12 protein-coding genes are annotated in these 14,777 nt (G+C 40.9%); 8 read left to right on the forward strand and 4 right to left on the reverse strand.

Going from position 1 to position 14,777, the window contains the following annotated elements; genetic code table 11:
• Positions 1-182: 182 nt before the first annotated feature.
• The gene (locus tag V6E90_RS18820; protein WP_332606173.1) at positions 183-2,282 is read left to right on the forward strand and encodes a TonB-dependent receptor domain-containing protein; all 2,100 of its coding nucleotides are present in this window, start codon (positions 183-185) and stop codon (positions 2,280-2,282) included.
• Between the two features lie 93 nt (positions 2,283-2,375).
• A complete protein-coding gene (locus V6E90_RS18825; protein ID WP_332606174.1) occupies positions 2,376-3,686 on the forward strand; it encodes a class I SAM-dependent methyltransferase in 1,311 nt (436 codons plus the stop codon).
• A gap of 5 nt (positions 3,687-3,691) precedes the next feature.
• On the opposite strand, the gene V6E90_RS18830 is transcribed toward V6E90_RS18825, so the two are convergent.
• Entirely contained in the window at positions 3,692-4,693 is a 1,002-nt protein-coding gene (locus V6E90_RS18830; RefSeq protein ID WP_332606175.1) for a hypothetical protein, read from the reverse strand.
• Between the two features lie 24 nt (positions 4,694-4,717).
• Positions 4,718-5,734, reverse strand: coding sequence for an alpha/beta fold hydrolase (locus V6E90_RS18835; protein ID WP_332606176.1), 1,017 nt, complete (start codon positions 5,732-5,734; stop codon positions 4,718-4,720).
• Positions 5,735-5,967: 233 nt separating this feature from the next.
• Here V6E90_RS18835 and V6E90_RS18840 point away from each other — a divergent pair, with 233 nt between their 5' ends.
• Positions 5,968-6,582: a carbonic anhydrase gene (locus tag V6E90_RS18840; RefSeq protein WP_004652048.1), complete on the forward strand. Its 615-nt coding sequence runs from the start codon at positions 5,968-5,970 to the stop codon at positions 6,580-6,582.
• Between the two features lie 100 nt (positions 6,583-6,682).
• Positions 6,683-7,123 carry an AAC(6')-Ighjkrstuvwx family aminoglycoside N-acetyltransferase gene (aac(6')-I, locus tag V6E90_RS18845; RefSeq protein ID WP_332606177.1) on the forward strand — a complete coding sequence of 147 codons (441 nt, stop codon included), beginning with the start codon at positions 6,683-6,685 and terminating at the stop codon, positions 7,121-7,123.
• A 25-nt stretch (positions 7,124-7,148) separates the two neighbouring features.
• Here aac(6')-I and V6E90_RS18850 read toward each other — a convergent pair whose 3' ends face one another.
• Positions 7,149-7,778 (reverse strand): arylesterase, encoded by a 630-nt coding sequence (locus V6E90_RS18850; protein WP_332606178.1) that lies wholly within the window; start codon positions 7,776-7,778, stop codon positions 7,149-7,151.
• Between the two features lie 36 nt (positions 7,779-7,814).
• Between V6E90_RS18850 and V6E90_RS18855 the strand changes: the two genes are divergently transcribed.
• Complete coding sequence (locus V6E90_RS18855) at positions 7,815-8,519, forward strand: ABC transporter ATP-binding protein (RefSeq protein ID WP_065343406.1); 705 nt, start codon at positions 7,815-7,817, stop codon at positions 8,517-8,519.
• On the forward strand, positions 8,516-10,999 hold the full coding sequence (locus tag V6E90_RS18860) for an ABC transporter permease (protein ID WP_332606179.1): 2,484 nt from the start codon (positions 8,516-8,518) through the stop codon (positions 10,997-10,999). The genes V6E90_RS18855 and V6E90_RS18860 overlap by 4 nt, the downstream gene beginning before the upstream one ends.
• On the opposite strand, the gene V6E90_RS18865 is transcribed toward V6E90_RS18860, so the two are convergent.
• The gene (locus tag V6E90_RS18865) at positions 10,996-11,802 is read right to left on the reverse strand and encodes a rhomboid family intramembrane serine protease (protein ID WP_065343404.1); all 807 of its coding nucleotides are present in this window, start codon (positions 11,800-11,802) and stop codon (positions 10,996-10,998) included. The genes V6E90_RS18860 and V6E90_RS18865 overlap by 4 nt on opposite strands.
• Positions 11,803-11,874: 72 nt before the next feature.
• On the opposite strand from V6E90_RS18865, the gene mtgA reads away from it, so the two are divergent.
• Positions 11,875-12,549: a monofunctional biosynthetic peptidoglycan transglycosylase gene (gene mtgA, locus V6E90_RS18870; RefSeq protein WP_016541250.1), complete on the forward strand. Its 675-nt coding sequence runs from the start codon at positions 11,875-11,877 to the stop codon at positions 12,547-12,549.
• Positions 12,550-12,661: 112 nt separating this feature from the next.
• Positions 12,662-14,740 carry a polyphosphate kinase 1 gene (gene ppk1 / locus V6E90_RS18875; protein WP_016541251.1) on the forward strand — a complete coding sequence of 693 codons (2,079 nt, stop codon included), beginning with the start codon at positions 12,662-12,664 and terminating at the stop codon, positions 14,738-14,740.
• Positions 14,741-14,777: the final 37 nt, after the last annotated feature.

Below are 14,777 nucleotides of genomic sequence, written 5' to 3' on the forward strand. Positions count from 1 at the left end.
TTTTTTTATTACCTCATCAAAACTGAGATGATTTTTCTTTACTCTATAAATAGGTGTATGCTGAAAATAAAAAATACATAAATAATAATAATTATCATTTTTATTGTTATTTATTTAATTTTTGTTAAAATTCTCATGATTTTTTAAGTAAATTTTAATATTAATCTGATTTAGGTGGGAATATGACCAAGCACGTAGTTCGACAATCTCTACTCGCTGTTTCAGTTATAAGTAGCATGATGACCTTTGCAAATGCTGCAGAAAGCATAAACGAAGATAGTAAATCACTCGATAAATCAGATGAAACTGTTAAGTTAGAAACGATTGTTGTCACTGCGAGTGGTTCTGGTGTTAATGTCAAAGATGCGCCAGCTTCGATTAGTGTGATTACCTCTGAAGAAATTGCAAAACGTCCTGTTTCTAGTATTGCAAATTTACTAGGTGAATTACCAGGAGCAGTGGGAGGCTATTCAAACGTTGGGCCTGGTTCAAAAATTGCATTTCGTGGCGCCCCTGACAAATATACTTTAATTCTTGTAGATGGTAAGCGCGTTGGTAATTCATCATTGTTAGGCCATCGTCCTGATACAATTTCGCAAGATATTGATTGGATTTCTCCAGAAATGATTGATCGAATTGAGGTGGTACGAGGCTCAATGTCAACACTTTACGGCTCTGAAGCAGCTGGTGGTGTGATTAATATTATTACCAAGAAAATTCCCAATAAGCTTACGGGCTCATTAAGAACGGATTATAGCCAGCCTGATGGTAGCTCTCGAGGTGATACGATTAATGTCGCTGCAAACATTGCTGGACCAATTACGGATAATTTAGGTTTTAGACTTGGCGGAAATATTAAGAAAAGAAATGCAGATGAGGGTATTCAGAATGGTACTGGCGAGAACCAAGAGCAAAATATTTCCAGCCGTTTAAACTGGAAAATTTCTGATAACCAAGATTTTAACTTTGATCTAGGCTATGGCATTGAGAAGAATCCACAGTTGAGTGAGGCTGAGCAAGCTGAATTAGGCACCGAACATTTTGGTGCTGATAAAATGGAGCACTACAATGTTGGTATCGGACATGAAGGGCGTTTCGCTGATGGTTTAGTCACAAATGCGGACCTTTACTATAATCAATATGAAAATAAGACACCTGATTTTGCTGTAGACGGTGGTTCTAAAAGTAGTGAAACAGTTCTGGATCTAAAAGCTAATAAACCTTTGACGCTTTGGGACCGTAAACATGATTTGACCTTGGGCGCACAAGGAAAATATGAACAGGTCTCTAATGCATCAAATATCGGTAATCAATTGGTCCCTGATGAAAATGGCAATATTCAAACACCTGATAAGAACCCAGATGACTATTCTTGGTCTTTGTTTGCTGAAGACCAAATTTATTTACAAGATAATTTTATTTTAACTCTTGGCGGCCGTGTTGATGGTAGCAATGATTATGATCCTAACTTTAGTCCACGTATTTATGGGGTCTATCATCCGACAGATGCTTGGACTGTTAAAGGTGGGGTTTCGCGTAGTTTCAGAGCGCCAAATTTAAAAGAGCGTTCAGGTTCATCTGGCACAAGTTCAATGGGAATGGGCTGTACAAGTTTAGCACCTTATGGTTGGCAATCGGGTCAATCATGCTACATGTTAGGTAATCCAGATCTTGATCCAGAAACCAGTACCAATTATGAAATTGGTTTTGGTTACGAAGAGGATGGTTATGGTGTTGATTTCACCTACTTCCTCAGTGATTACAAAGATATGATCGTAAACAACTATTACGGGCGAATTAACGGTATCTGGTATACACGTCAATCGAATGTTGAAAAGGCACGTACAAGTGGATTGGAACTGACTTATAAATTTCCATTGAATGATTATCTACGAGTGACGGGTAATGCCACTTATATGATAGAGTCCGAAAATAAAGCAACGGGTCAATCATTGGCCCAAGTTCCTGAGTTTACTACAAACTTGGCGGTTTATTGGGATATTACGGATCGTGTGAATACATTTGCCCGTGTACAATATTTAGGTAAACAAGCATTTACCGAAGCCGATCTCGTTGCAGGATCGGGTTCAGCAGGGAAAGAATTATACTTCTCAAATGCCACAACAACGGGAGCCGTGGGTGTGAATTTTGATTATAGTGATTCACTCAGCTTGAGAGCGGGCGTTGAAAATATCGGTGGTGACAAAGTCAACAAAGGAAGTGTCGATTATGGTGATGCTCCGCCAGCGACATATTACGTAGGTTTCACCACTCGATTCTAGATCGATATTTGAGTAGTGAAACAGATCAGCTTATTTAAGTAATGGGCTGATCTATTTTTTGAATTATTAGATTATTCTGCTTAGGTAAATTGAATGAACTCTTCGCAAGACGGCTATATTGTAGATGTACCTTATCCAACATTTGTACATAGACAAACGATGCCGTTGTGGCTGAATATGATTGTTCAATCAAAAGGCTTTTCTGCTCCTGATCTTGTAACACCGTATCGATATCTGGAACTTGGCTGTGCAATGGGAATTCATTTACACCTTACGGCCGCTGCAAATCCTCTCGGTCATTTTGTGGGTGTTGATTTTAATCAACAGCATTTGATGGTTGCACAAGAAGGTTTAGAAACGACCAATATTGATAATGTTGAATTTATTCATGCAGATTTTGAAAGCTTTTTAAATGCTGACATAGAGCCATTTGACTTTATTGTAACGCATGGGGTCTGGTCTTGGATCTCATCTGAAAACCAGAATATTGTTGCGCAAATTGTTGATAAATTTTTAAAAAAAGATGGAATTTTATACTGTAGTTATATGAGCCACCCTGGTGCTACTTCTTTGGTATCAGTTCAGAAGTTAATGCTGGAAACGTCTAAGAATTTGCAAGGGGATTCCGCCACCAAAGCCGTCCAAAGCCTCAATTTAGTTCGGAAAATTGGTACAGCGAAGAGTGGATTATTTGAAAAAATTCCAAGTTTGAATCAAGAATTATCTGAACTTGCTCAGGATAAGCCAAACTACATTGCCCATGATTTTTTATCGGAACACTGGCAACCTCAGCATTCTGCCGATATGATCCAGCGCTTTGGAAAGTTAGGACTTTCTTATGTGGGTGGAGCAGGGATTATTGAAAACTTAGATAAGATCAGTTTGCCACCAGAAGTTCAAAACGTGGTAAAAACCTTACCCTTAATTACTTTGCAAGAGACCGTTAAGGATATCGCACGCTATACCTTGCAGAGACAAGATATCTATGTAAAAAATAGAATGCCGCTTAACCAACAACAGTTAGAAAACTATTATTCAACGGTGAAATTTGGACTATTACCCGCAGCTCCAGTTAGAAAGGACCTAAGCCTTGATCCTAAGCTGGGTAGAATAAAAGATGCAATCCAGATATTTGAACAGATACTTGAGCTGCTCAATAAAAATGTGCTTTCAATGCTTGAGTTATCCAGTATGCTTAAACAAAATTTACCTTTAAAACAGCTCACAGAAATTGTGCTGGTATTGATGTGGGCGGGTTATATTCATCCTTGTCAACACAGCGAAACTCTCTCCAAGTTTGAGAGGTCTATGAATCAATGGATGTTTGATCAACAACTGGATTGGTTATGCGTAACACAATACGGCACAGCAATTCAGAGAGAGGGGGAGAATAGAAAATTATGATTTAATTACTCAATAGTTAAAATTTTTTGAATGTTATCCGAATAATAAAATTTCTCTAAATACGCGCGAGCACGTTGTCTTAAATAACCTGTTGTAATGACTTGCTGTAAAACAGGGCTGAGCAAATGGCTCAGTTCATTTTCAACCAATTCCTCATCAATATTCAGGTCACGCAGTAACAGGTCAAAAGTACGTTCCTGATTACGGGCATACCATGCATAGACGCCATCATGTACTTGCTGTTTTAGGTAAGGCGTTTGACGGATATGTTCCCAAATTTCATGCCCCATAGCCACTGTTTTAGGTAGGTCCTGAACTTCGACATAATGACGCAAAACCGATAAAGGCATGACTTTAATTTTATGCCAGAGGTTGGCCTGAAAATGATAAAGCTTGTCATCATTAAAATGTTGATTTAATACTTTTTCACTCATTTGACTGATTTTTAGAATGTTCTTTTGTAGATAGTGGTTAATCGTGTCATTCAAGTTGGAATCGGTCACTGTTTCTAAAACTGATTTTCCCATTTTCATAAAATGTCCAACCCCAGGAACACGTTTTGACATGGAATTATCCAGATAATCTTGGATTGAGTGCTGAATCAGTTGGGTAATCAATGCAGAAAAAGCAGGGTTGTTGACTACTGTTTTAATCAAACGTTGTCGATGGCCGCTTTTGCTTGCTACATATTGTGCAATCGAGTCAATGGTCAGAACAGGAATGACCTGTTCAATCGTGGTTTGATCATTGATCGGATGAATCAGGGCAAAACGAATATGTTCCGCAATTTGTTCGATTAAAAATTGACTGGCTGGTGTGGCCAAAATCTGCTTGTCAATCAGCTCAAAGATTTGTTCAAACGACCAAAGATGCTGTAATTGTTGTAAGCGCAACCAATGATAGAACTGTTTAAACTCGTATTGAATCGTTTCTGCTTGTGCAAACTCCTGCTCTAGAAAATCAAGTTGTGCATCAATCAGTTGTTCTATCATGGGTTGTTTCGACATAAAATCTCAAATCGCTAATTAAATTTAGGGTGAAGGTGCTGCTGCAGGCTTTTGTGCCTGAATCTTACTGAGGAAAGGTAGATATTGCTGTACCACCAATTGATCTGCTTCCAAGATTGGCATATGTCCAACATTGTCCAAGATCACAGGCGCTTGCGCATTTTTCAGCAGTGATTTTAACTCAGGTGCAACTTCAACATTGATAATTTTATCTTGTTTACCCCATAAAATTAGGGTGGGTGCATCAATTGAGCGTGCCAATAAGGCAAATGAATCAGGTGTGTAGAGTTTATTCAAGGCAATGATTTGATCCACCATCTTTTGAGTTTGCTCAATCTGACCAATCATCATTTTCTCTTGCGCTTGTGCAATTTCCTTAGGAATGAAGGGTGGTGTATGCATGGCTTGTTGCATCAAGAAATTAAAGTCTCCTTTTTTGCTCACAATCATGTTTCTTACTTGGGTTGGATCTTTGAGATAAGGCGTGGTAGCAGATTTATATACCCCAGCCGCATCAATCAAGAACAGGCTCTTGGTTTCAAATGGATATTGACCTGCATACAGCATCGCAATTGAACCACCCAGTGAATGGCCTGCCACATGGGCTGGACCAGTGAGGTTGGCTGCTTCGACAAAACGACGTAGTTTTTCAGTCACGTTGGGAACTGAATAATCAAAATCTTTCGGTACCTGCGTTTCACCACTGGCAGGCAAGTCAGGGATGACCACATGGTAGTTTGCTGTTAAAGCACGTGCGACACGGTTCCAGTTATCGCGACTGCCTGCTAAACCATGAATTAAAATCACAATCGGTTTACCTGCTTGCCCGCCCTCACTATAGGACCAAGTGATGTCACCTACTTTTAGGGTTTTACTTTGTAAGCCTGCCCAAGCACGTTCTTGTTGCAGTAGGTTTTGGAAACTCATTTCAATTTCCGCAGCCTGTGTGGTGCTGATTGCAACTGTAGTCAAACTGCATGTCAGTAAAGCTGCAGTGAGTGTCCTACGAAAGGGCATTGCAAATTGGTTTTTTGTATTCATTGTTCTGTCCTTGATCTATTTTTACGCCCATTGATTATTGGGGAAAGTGCTAAAGGAGTCATTTGCATAATCTACAGCTGTATGGAAATTCTTGCCAATGAAATCATCAATTTTCCATTATTTTCCTGATTAAAACATTAGCAGACATACTGAGAGTTTTTATTTTTGTCAGTGACTTTCAAACAGGCGCACATTACACTATTTGCTCATGTCAACCATAGATGGATTTAAGCATGCTCACTGCTCAAGAAGCCCTAGAACGTTTAAAAGCTGGTAATGCTCGTTTTGTAAAGGGAGAGGCAGTTCAACAAAAATTATTGTCTCACCAAGAACGTGCCGAAATGGCAAGTGAACAAAATCCTTTTGCAATTGTTTTAGGTTGTTCTGATTCCCGAGTCCCTGCGGAAATGGTGTTTGACCAAGGTTTAGGTGACTTGTTCGTGATTCGTGTAGCCGGCAATATCGTTGCGCCATCACAGGTGGGGAGTGTTGAGTTTGCAGCAGAACGTTATGATTGTGCTGTCGTAGTGGTGCTAGGGCATAGTCACTGTGGTGCGATTCAAGCGACGATTGATACCTTGATGAACCCGCAGCAACCGCCATCGTCAAATTTGATGTCGATTGTTAATCGGGTACGTCCTTCGGTTGAAATCTTGATGCAAACAGATTTAAAAAATGATTTGAAAAAACTGTCAGCTCATGCGGTTCGTTCCAATGTATTTGCTTCAGTGAATCAATTACGTCATGGTTCGGCAGTGTTGGAAAGTTTGATCGAGAAAGGCAAAATGATTGTAGTCGGAGCAGAATATTCACTGGAAACAGGTGAAGTCAGTTTCTTCGATTTTTAAAGCAGATGGCGAGTTGAGAGACTCGCCATTATTTTATCATTCATACTTTATATTCTTTATTGATAAAATTTAGGTGTTTCAATCAAAGCGTAGTTCCACTATGAATATTATGCCGATATCTGAATCACAATTATCAGATTGGCTGGCATTAAGAAGTTTGCTCTGGCCTGATCATGAAGAAGCGCATTTACAGGAAATGCGTCAACTGATCACACAGGCACATTGCTTACAATTATTGGCTTATACCGACACCCAACAAGCAATTGCCATGTTGGAAGCTTCAATTCGGTATGAATATGTGAATGGCACACAAACATCGCCTGTGGCTTTTTTGGAAGGGATTTATGTATTGCCTGAATATCGCCGTTCAGGTATCGCAACGGGGTTGGTTCAACAAGTAGAAATTTGGGCGAAACAGTTTGCATGTACAGAGTTTGCTTCGGATACAGCGTTGGATAATCAGATCAGCCACGCCATGCATCGAGCACTCGGTTTTTATGAAACTGAACGTGTGGTGTATTTTAAGAAAAATATCGGCTAAGCGGCTTTAGCGACTCAACTGGTGCCTATAAGGCGCCTTTGATATAGGGATAAGCCACATTCAGCATAATCGGTTGCGCTTTGGCATTGGGATGAATCTGGTCATTCTGAATTAAGTTTTTATGCCCAGCCACGCCTTCAAGGAAGAACGGCAAGAGTTTTACTTTATATTGCTGACTTACAATTTTGTAATTATTTTCAAAAGCTGTGCTATAGGCGGTCCCATAATTCGGTGGTATTTTCATACCAAACAGTAAAACATTGGCGTTCTGTTTTTGGCTCAGTTGTACCAATTGAGCGAGATTCTTTTGAATCATTTGTGGTGGTTGACCACGTAAGCCATCATTGCCACCAAGCTCAATCACCACGATTTCAGGCTTATAGGTTTGCAATAACTTCGGAAGTCTTGCCAATGCACCGCTGGTGGTTTCACCGCTGACACTTGCATTGACCACTTTGTGTTGTTTCGGATACTGTTGGTCTAGGCGTTGTTGTAATAATTGCACCCAACCTTGCTTTACATCGATGCCATAACCTGCGCTCAGGCTATCACCCAAAATTAAAATAGTCTTTGCTGATACCAGTGTTGGGATCAAGCCAATGGCGATGATTCCAACTGCTTTTGATAGTGACCAGATAACTTTAGATTTTTGCATCGTATTTCAAATTTGTCCTAAAGGATACGTGACATCATGCCACAACCGATTATCTCTGCCCAAAAAGTTACACAAAACATTCAAATCAATCAGCAAAGTCTGAGCATTTTAAAAGACATAGATTTAGATATCTATCAAGGTGAACAGATTGCCATTACTGGCCGTTCGGGCTCGGGGAAATCAACACTATTAGGTATTCTTGCGACATTGGATCGACCAAGTCTGGGGGAATTATGGGTCTGTGGAGAAGCCGTTCATAAGCTTACTGAAGAACAACGTGCCCGTGTCCGTTTAGAAAATATTGGTTTTGTCTTTCAATCTTTCCAATTGTTGCCGCAGTTAAGTGCCTTGGAAAATGTGATGTTGCCGTTGCGGCTACAGCCAGATTTTAATTTCAAACAAGCTGAACAAAAAGCATTGGTATGGTTGGAACGGGTTGGACTGATTCGACAAGCACAGCAAACGCCGAAAGTGCTTTCAGGTGGAGAGCAGCAACGTGTTGCAATTGCACGAGCTTTGATTGCCGAGCCGAAAATCATTTTTGCCGATGAACCCACAGGCAATCTGGATGGGCAAACTGCGGAAGAGGTTGAACAACTATTATTTGATTTAAATAAAGAACTCGGCACCACATTAGTCTTGGTCACCCATGATCAAAACTTGGCTTCATTGTGCCAACGCCACGTCAAACTCGCCGATGGTCAAATTCAGGAAATCGTCAAGTTGCAGGAGGGGGTATGAGTTCAGTCCTGAAACCCTTACTGTTACAAAGTTTTCGTACTGGGGGCTTATATCTACTGATTATAGCCTTGTCTTTGGCAATCAGTGCAACCACGGCGCTCAAGTTTAGTAATACTCAAGTCCAAAATGCGGTGGCATTACAGGCTGCCGAAATGTTGGGTGGTGATTTAGTCCTATCAGACAAGGACCCTATTCAGCCGAATTGGCTGCAACAGGCAGATGAACTGAAGTTAAAGCATGCTCCTGTGACGGTATTTAGCTCGATGGCACATACCCAAGATCAGTTTGTGATGGTCAATGTCAAAGCTGTAGATGGACATTTCCCATTGCGTGGTCAGTTGGTGATTCAACCCAAAGCACAGGCGATAAAAGCAGGAGAAGTCTGGTTAAGTCAGCGTGCCATGGATTTATTACATGCCAAGCTGGGTGAACCACTGGCAATTGCCGATGCTCAGTTTAAAGTCACGGGCATAATCGAGCGTGATTCTAATCAAGAGACAGGTTTTTCAGGTTTCTCTCCGACAGTGATTATTCACCAAGCTGATATTGCCAAGACCAATGCAATTCAAGTTGGAAGTCGAATTGAATATCGACTGCTGCTTGCAGGAGAACCTGAGTCAATCAAGGCCTATAAAAAGATTTTTAAACAATCTCAAAAAAATGAACAAGACACCGAACAGCAGGCAGATCAACAATTTGAAGGCGAGCAAAGTTCACTGAAACTCAGAGATGCCAGTCAATCCAATACCCGCTTAATGAAACCAATTGAAAATCTGGATACCTTCTTGCAGCTGGCTAATCTATTGACCATTTTACTTTGCGGTATTGCGATTGCCTTAACCAGTCAACGTTATGTCCAACAAAACCAAGATCATATTGCTTTGATGCGATGCTTGGGTGCCAGTAAGCGACAAATTTTATTGGCCTATATTGCCTTGCTTGGAATCGTCAGTGCTTTGTCGATTGTGTTAGGAAGTCTGATTGGGATTGCTTTGGGTTATGGTTTATTGCAACTGATGCTGCAATTGATTCCACAACTGCAATTGAGTTTCGCAGTCATCGATCTACTTTATGCCTTGCCGATTGCGATTTTTACCAGTGTGATGGTGTTGATTGGTTTTATTTTGCCAAGCATTTGGGAATTATTAAACACACCTCCGATTCGGGTGATTCGCCAACAGGAGCGTTCACGCAAGTCTTATGTGGCAATGTTTGCGATTGGTATTGTCAGCTTGGTTTTGTTTAGTTTGGTGCTGAGTGATAACCTCCAGTTGAGCTTGTTGGTACTCAGTGCAATCTTACTACTTTGCACAATGATGTATGCTGTGATTTGGCTGTTCCTCAAGGCGATTAAACAACTGAAACATCCTCTCGCGGCTTATGTGCGGATTCCACATCAAACTGCTTTGCAGATCACCGCACTGGCTTTAGGCCTGAGCTTGATTACGGTATTGAGTGTATTGAGAACGGATCTATTGCAACGCTGGCAACAGCAATTGCCTGTGGGTACGCCGAACCAATTTGTCTACGGTTTACCGCCATTTGATATGCCGCAGTTTAAGCAACAGATTGAGCAAAATGGTTGGCAATCAACGCCACTGTATCCCAATATTCGTGGGCGATTGGTTGCTAAAAACGGTCATGCCTTTGCAGCTGAGTTGGTTAAGCAAAACAATTCATTACGCCGTGAGCTTAATCTGACTCAAGCCAGTCTTTATCCTAAAGACAATGTGATTACCCAAGGCGTAGCTCATTTTAGCAAAGCAGGACAAGTGTCGGTTGAGGAAAAAACTGCACATGAGCTTGGCATTCAAATTGGTGATCAACTCAGTTTTAGCCTGCCTGAAGGTAGCTTAGAAGCCACAGTGGTGAATTTGCGTAGCGTCGAATGGGAAAGCTTTAGTCCGAATTTTTTCTTCATCTTCTCACCAGAAACGATGGATGAAAACGCAGGCAGTTATTTAGGTAGCTTTTATTTGCCACCTGCTGATCAGCAGAAAATGGTGCAATTGATTCAGCAATTTTCCAATACGGTATTTATTGATGTCGGACGGATTCTGGATGAAATTAAACGCTTGGTGAATGTACTGGTACAGATTGTCACAGTACTGGCTGCCTTAGTTGGTTTCTCAGGCATATTAGTACTGATCGCATGTTTAAATGTGCTGATGGATGAGCGTCGTAAAGAAGTTGCGTTGCTACGTTCATTTGGCGTTGCTAAGAATAAGCTCAAACGGATGCTCAGTCTTGAGATTGGTTTTATTGGATTATTGTCAGGTGTGGTGGCGTGTTTATTTGCTGAAGTGATTAGTGCGATTGCCAGTCACAGGATGCAAATGGCCGTGCAATGGCATCCTGAGATTTGGTTGATCTTACCGCTGAGTATGATGATTATTTGTACTTTGATTGGTCGTTATCGCCTGAGTTATTTATGCGATATTCCACCCTTACAAAGCCTAAGAGAAATGAATCAGTCTTAAAAACTTAATTGGTTTTGGTGCAGGATTTCATGCCATAAAGGATTAAGTCCTGTGCTTAACACCGTGCAATACCAATAAAATGCAGCAAGTAGGAGCAGTCCAACCCCTATGGCGATCATTTGGAATAGGCCTTTATTTTGTACTTTTTGACTGAAATACCACATCGAGGCTAACAAAGCTCCCATGATCATACCGCCAATATGTGCAGCATTATTAATGCCTGAAACAGTAAAACCAAAGACTAAGTTAATCCCCATGATTATCAGTAATGATTTCTTATCAAGCCAGAAACGTTGCTGTGGCAAGGGCGGAAATAAGGATACGACCGTCAGTGCTGCACCAAGACCCATGACAGCACCTGATGCACCGGCACTAATCCGTGGCAGGAGGTTTGGATCAAAGTGTTGCAACAATTCATAGCCATCACGAATGCTTAAATAGCTTGATAATACACTGCCCATTAAACCGGCTAGAAAATACAGACCAATATAGTAGCTTCGACCAAATAGCTGTTCGGCCACACTGCCGAAAATATACAGAGCCCACATATTTAACATTAAATGAATCATGCCAAAATGAAAAAACATGTTGCTGAATAAGCGCTCAGGTTCAGCTGTAAAGGTGAGTGGGGTAAAATCTGCACCCCAAGCAATTGCATCTACAGGGGTAGGGTCGGTAATATTCACCCCTGAAAGAATCTGCCAGCCAAATAATCCGACATTGACTGCAATCAATAGCGCAGTAAACCACCATGTTTGTATTTGCAATTTTTGATTAATTTGTGGTGGAGTCGTTTCAGTCATGTGTTTACGCTAGTTATTGATATAAAAAATAGCTTAGCATGAATTAGTTGCACGATGGAGTGATGCACTTTAATGAAAGCCTTTTTAGCACGCGCAGTAATGTTGATTATCGGCGTCATTCTACTGATTCAATTATGGATCTTTGGTAGTCTGGTCTGGTGGCGTACCCATCCTGTTGAAACTACAATGTTTATGCGGGCAGACTATTTAACCGATTTTAAGCCAATCAAACAAGAATGGCGTGACTATGACAATATTAGTGATAATTTCAAGCGTGCCATTTTAGCGGGTGAAGATGCCAAGTTTATCCATCATCATGGTTTTGATTGGGCGGGGATTCAATTTGCATTGGAACGCAATAGTGAAAAAGGGGAGTTGGTTGCAGGCGGTTCAACGGTTTCGCAACAACTGGCAAAAAACCTTTTTCTTTATAACAAACGTTCGTTTATTCGTAAGGGGCAAGAAGCCATTGCCACATGGATGATGGAACGAATGTGGTCAAAACGCCGCATTTTAGAAGTGTATATGAATTCGGTTGAATTTGGTCAGAATATCTATGGGGTCGAGGCAGCGGCACAATTTTATTATGGCAAAAGTTCAAAAAGTTTAAGTCGAGAACAAGCCGCGTTCTTGGCGGCATTACTGCCTAATCCGAAGTATTATCAAGACAATCGCAACGATCGCAAGCTGCAATTTCGCAAACGAGTGATTTTGAAATATATGAATGCGATACAAATTCCAGAATAATTAAATAAATTTTAAAAAAGCCCAATATTTTTGGGCTTTTTTACCAAATTGACATAATTTTGCAGCATACTTAAATCATCACTTGATGAATGATAATGCGACAAGGTTCGGTATGAATACTGCAGTGACGACAACAGCGCCCATAGAATATAGTTACAACGACCGTTATATTAATCGTGAACTTTCGATTCTCGATTTCCATCTTCGTGTACTTGAACAGGCCGTCGATCCACTTCACCCACTGTTAGAACGGATGAATTTCCTTCTGATTTTTTCACGTAACTTAGATGAGTTCTTTGAAATTCGTGTTGCAGGGGTAATGGAGCAACTGACCTTAGGCAATGAAAGCCGTACGCCAGATGGGCTAACACCTAAACAGGTTTTAGATCAAATTTCAAAAACGACACATGCTGCGATTGAACGCCAATATCGTATTTTAAATGAACAAATTTTGCCAAAATTACGTGAAGAAGATATTTGCTTTTTACGCCGTGGAGAACTAACACCGGCCCAATCGGCATGGATCAAGAAATATTTCCAAGAACAAGTTGCACCTGTACTGACTCCGATTAGCCTCGATCCTGCACATCCATTCCCACGCTTAGTGAATAAAAGCTTAAACTTTATTGTGACCTTGGAAGGCAAGGATGCGTTTGGTCGTCAGATTGATCTTGCTGTTGTCCCAGCGCCGCGCTCATTACCTCGTGTAGTACGTTTACCAGATGAACTCACTGATGGCAAAGAACATCATGTGATGCTGTCTGCAATTATTCATGAACATGTCTCTGATTTGTTCCCAGGTATGACTGCAACAGGTTGTTATCAGTTCCGTGTCACGCGTAATGCTGACTTAGCCTTGAATGAAGATGTCGAAGATTTGGCCAAAGCGCTCAAAGGTGAATTAAGTTCACGCCGTTTTGGTCGTGCTGTACGTTTGGAAGTGACACATAACTGTCCAAAGCATATTTACGAATACTTGCTGGATGAGTTTGATTTAAACGAAGAGCAACTTTATCGCGTTGATGGGCCAGTGAACTTGGCACGTTTGTTATCGAACTTTAAGCGTCCACATTTACGTTATGACTCGCATACCCCTGTGATTCCAAAAGCATTTAAAAAGTCGGAAAGTATTTTTGCGGCAATGCAAAAGCAGGACATTTTATTGCACCATCCATTTGAGTCGTTTGCGCCTGTGATTCAACTGTTACGTGAAGCGGCACGTGATCCACAAGTGTTAGCAATTAAGCAAACGCTTTACCGCAGTGGTGCAGATTCAGAAATTGTGCAAGTCCTTGCCGAAGCAGCACGAAATGGGAAAGAAGTGACAGCCGTCATTGAACTACGTGCTCGTTTTGATGAAGAATCCAATATTGAAGTGGCCAACGTTTTGCAAGAAGCGGGCGCCGTGGTCGTATACGGTATTGTGGGTTATAAAACCCACGCCAAAATGATTTTAGTTGTGCGTCGTGAAAATAATAAGTTAGTCCGCTATGTACATTTGGGGACGGGTAACTATCATGCTACGAATGCACGGATCTATACCGACTATGGTTTGATGACCACAGACAAAGACCTGTGCGAAGACGTACATCGTATTTTTCAAGAATTAACTGGTATGGGGAAAATGGCGAAGCCGAAAAAGCTACTCCATGCACCTTTCACTTTGCATGCACAATTGATCAATTATATTGATGACGAAATTGCCAATGCCAAAGAAGGCCGACCTGCGCAAATTATTATTAAAGTTAATGCCTTAACTGAAGTTCAGTTGATTAATAAATTGTATGAAGCATCGCAAGCTGGTGTTCAGGTCGACCTGATTATTCGTTCTATTTGTTGCCTACGCCCAGGTTTGCCAAATTTATCTGAAAATATTCGTGTACGTTCGATTGTTGGACGGTTCTTGGAACATACTCGCGTTTACTATTTCAGTAATAATGGCAATCCACGCATTTACGGTTCGAGTGCGGACTGGATGGATCGTAATTTATTCAACCGTGTTGAAGCTTGTTTTCCAATTGAAGATCCAGCATTGAAAAAGCGGATCTACCAACTCGGTTTATTGAATTATCTCAAAGATAATCAGCAAGCATGGCTATTACAAGGCGATGGAGTTTGGGATCGTGCACGACCTGTGGAAGGTGAAGAGCCACATAATGCACAACATACCTTATTAGAAGCGATCAAGTAAGATCATAAAAAACCGACCTACTAAAGGTCGGTTTTTT

Origin of the sequence: Acinetobacter sp. ESBL14, from assembly GCF_036668815.1 — a bacterium.
Classification (GTDB): domain Bacteria; phylum Pseudomonadota; class Gammaproteobacteria; order Pseudomonadales; family Moraxellaceae; genus Acinetobacter; species Acinetobacter gyllenbergii.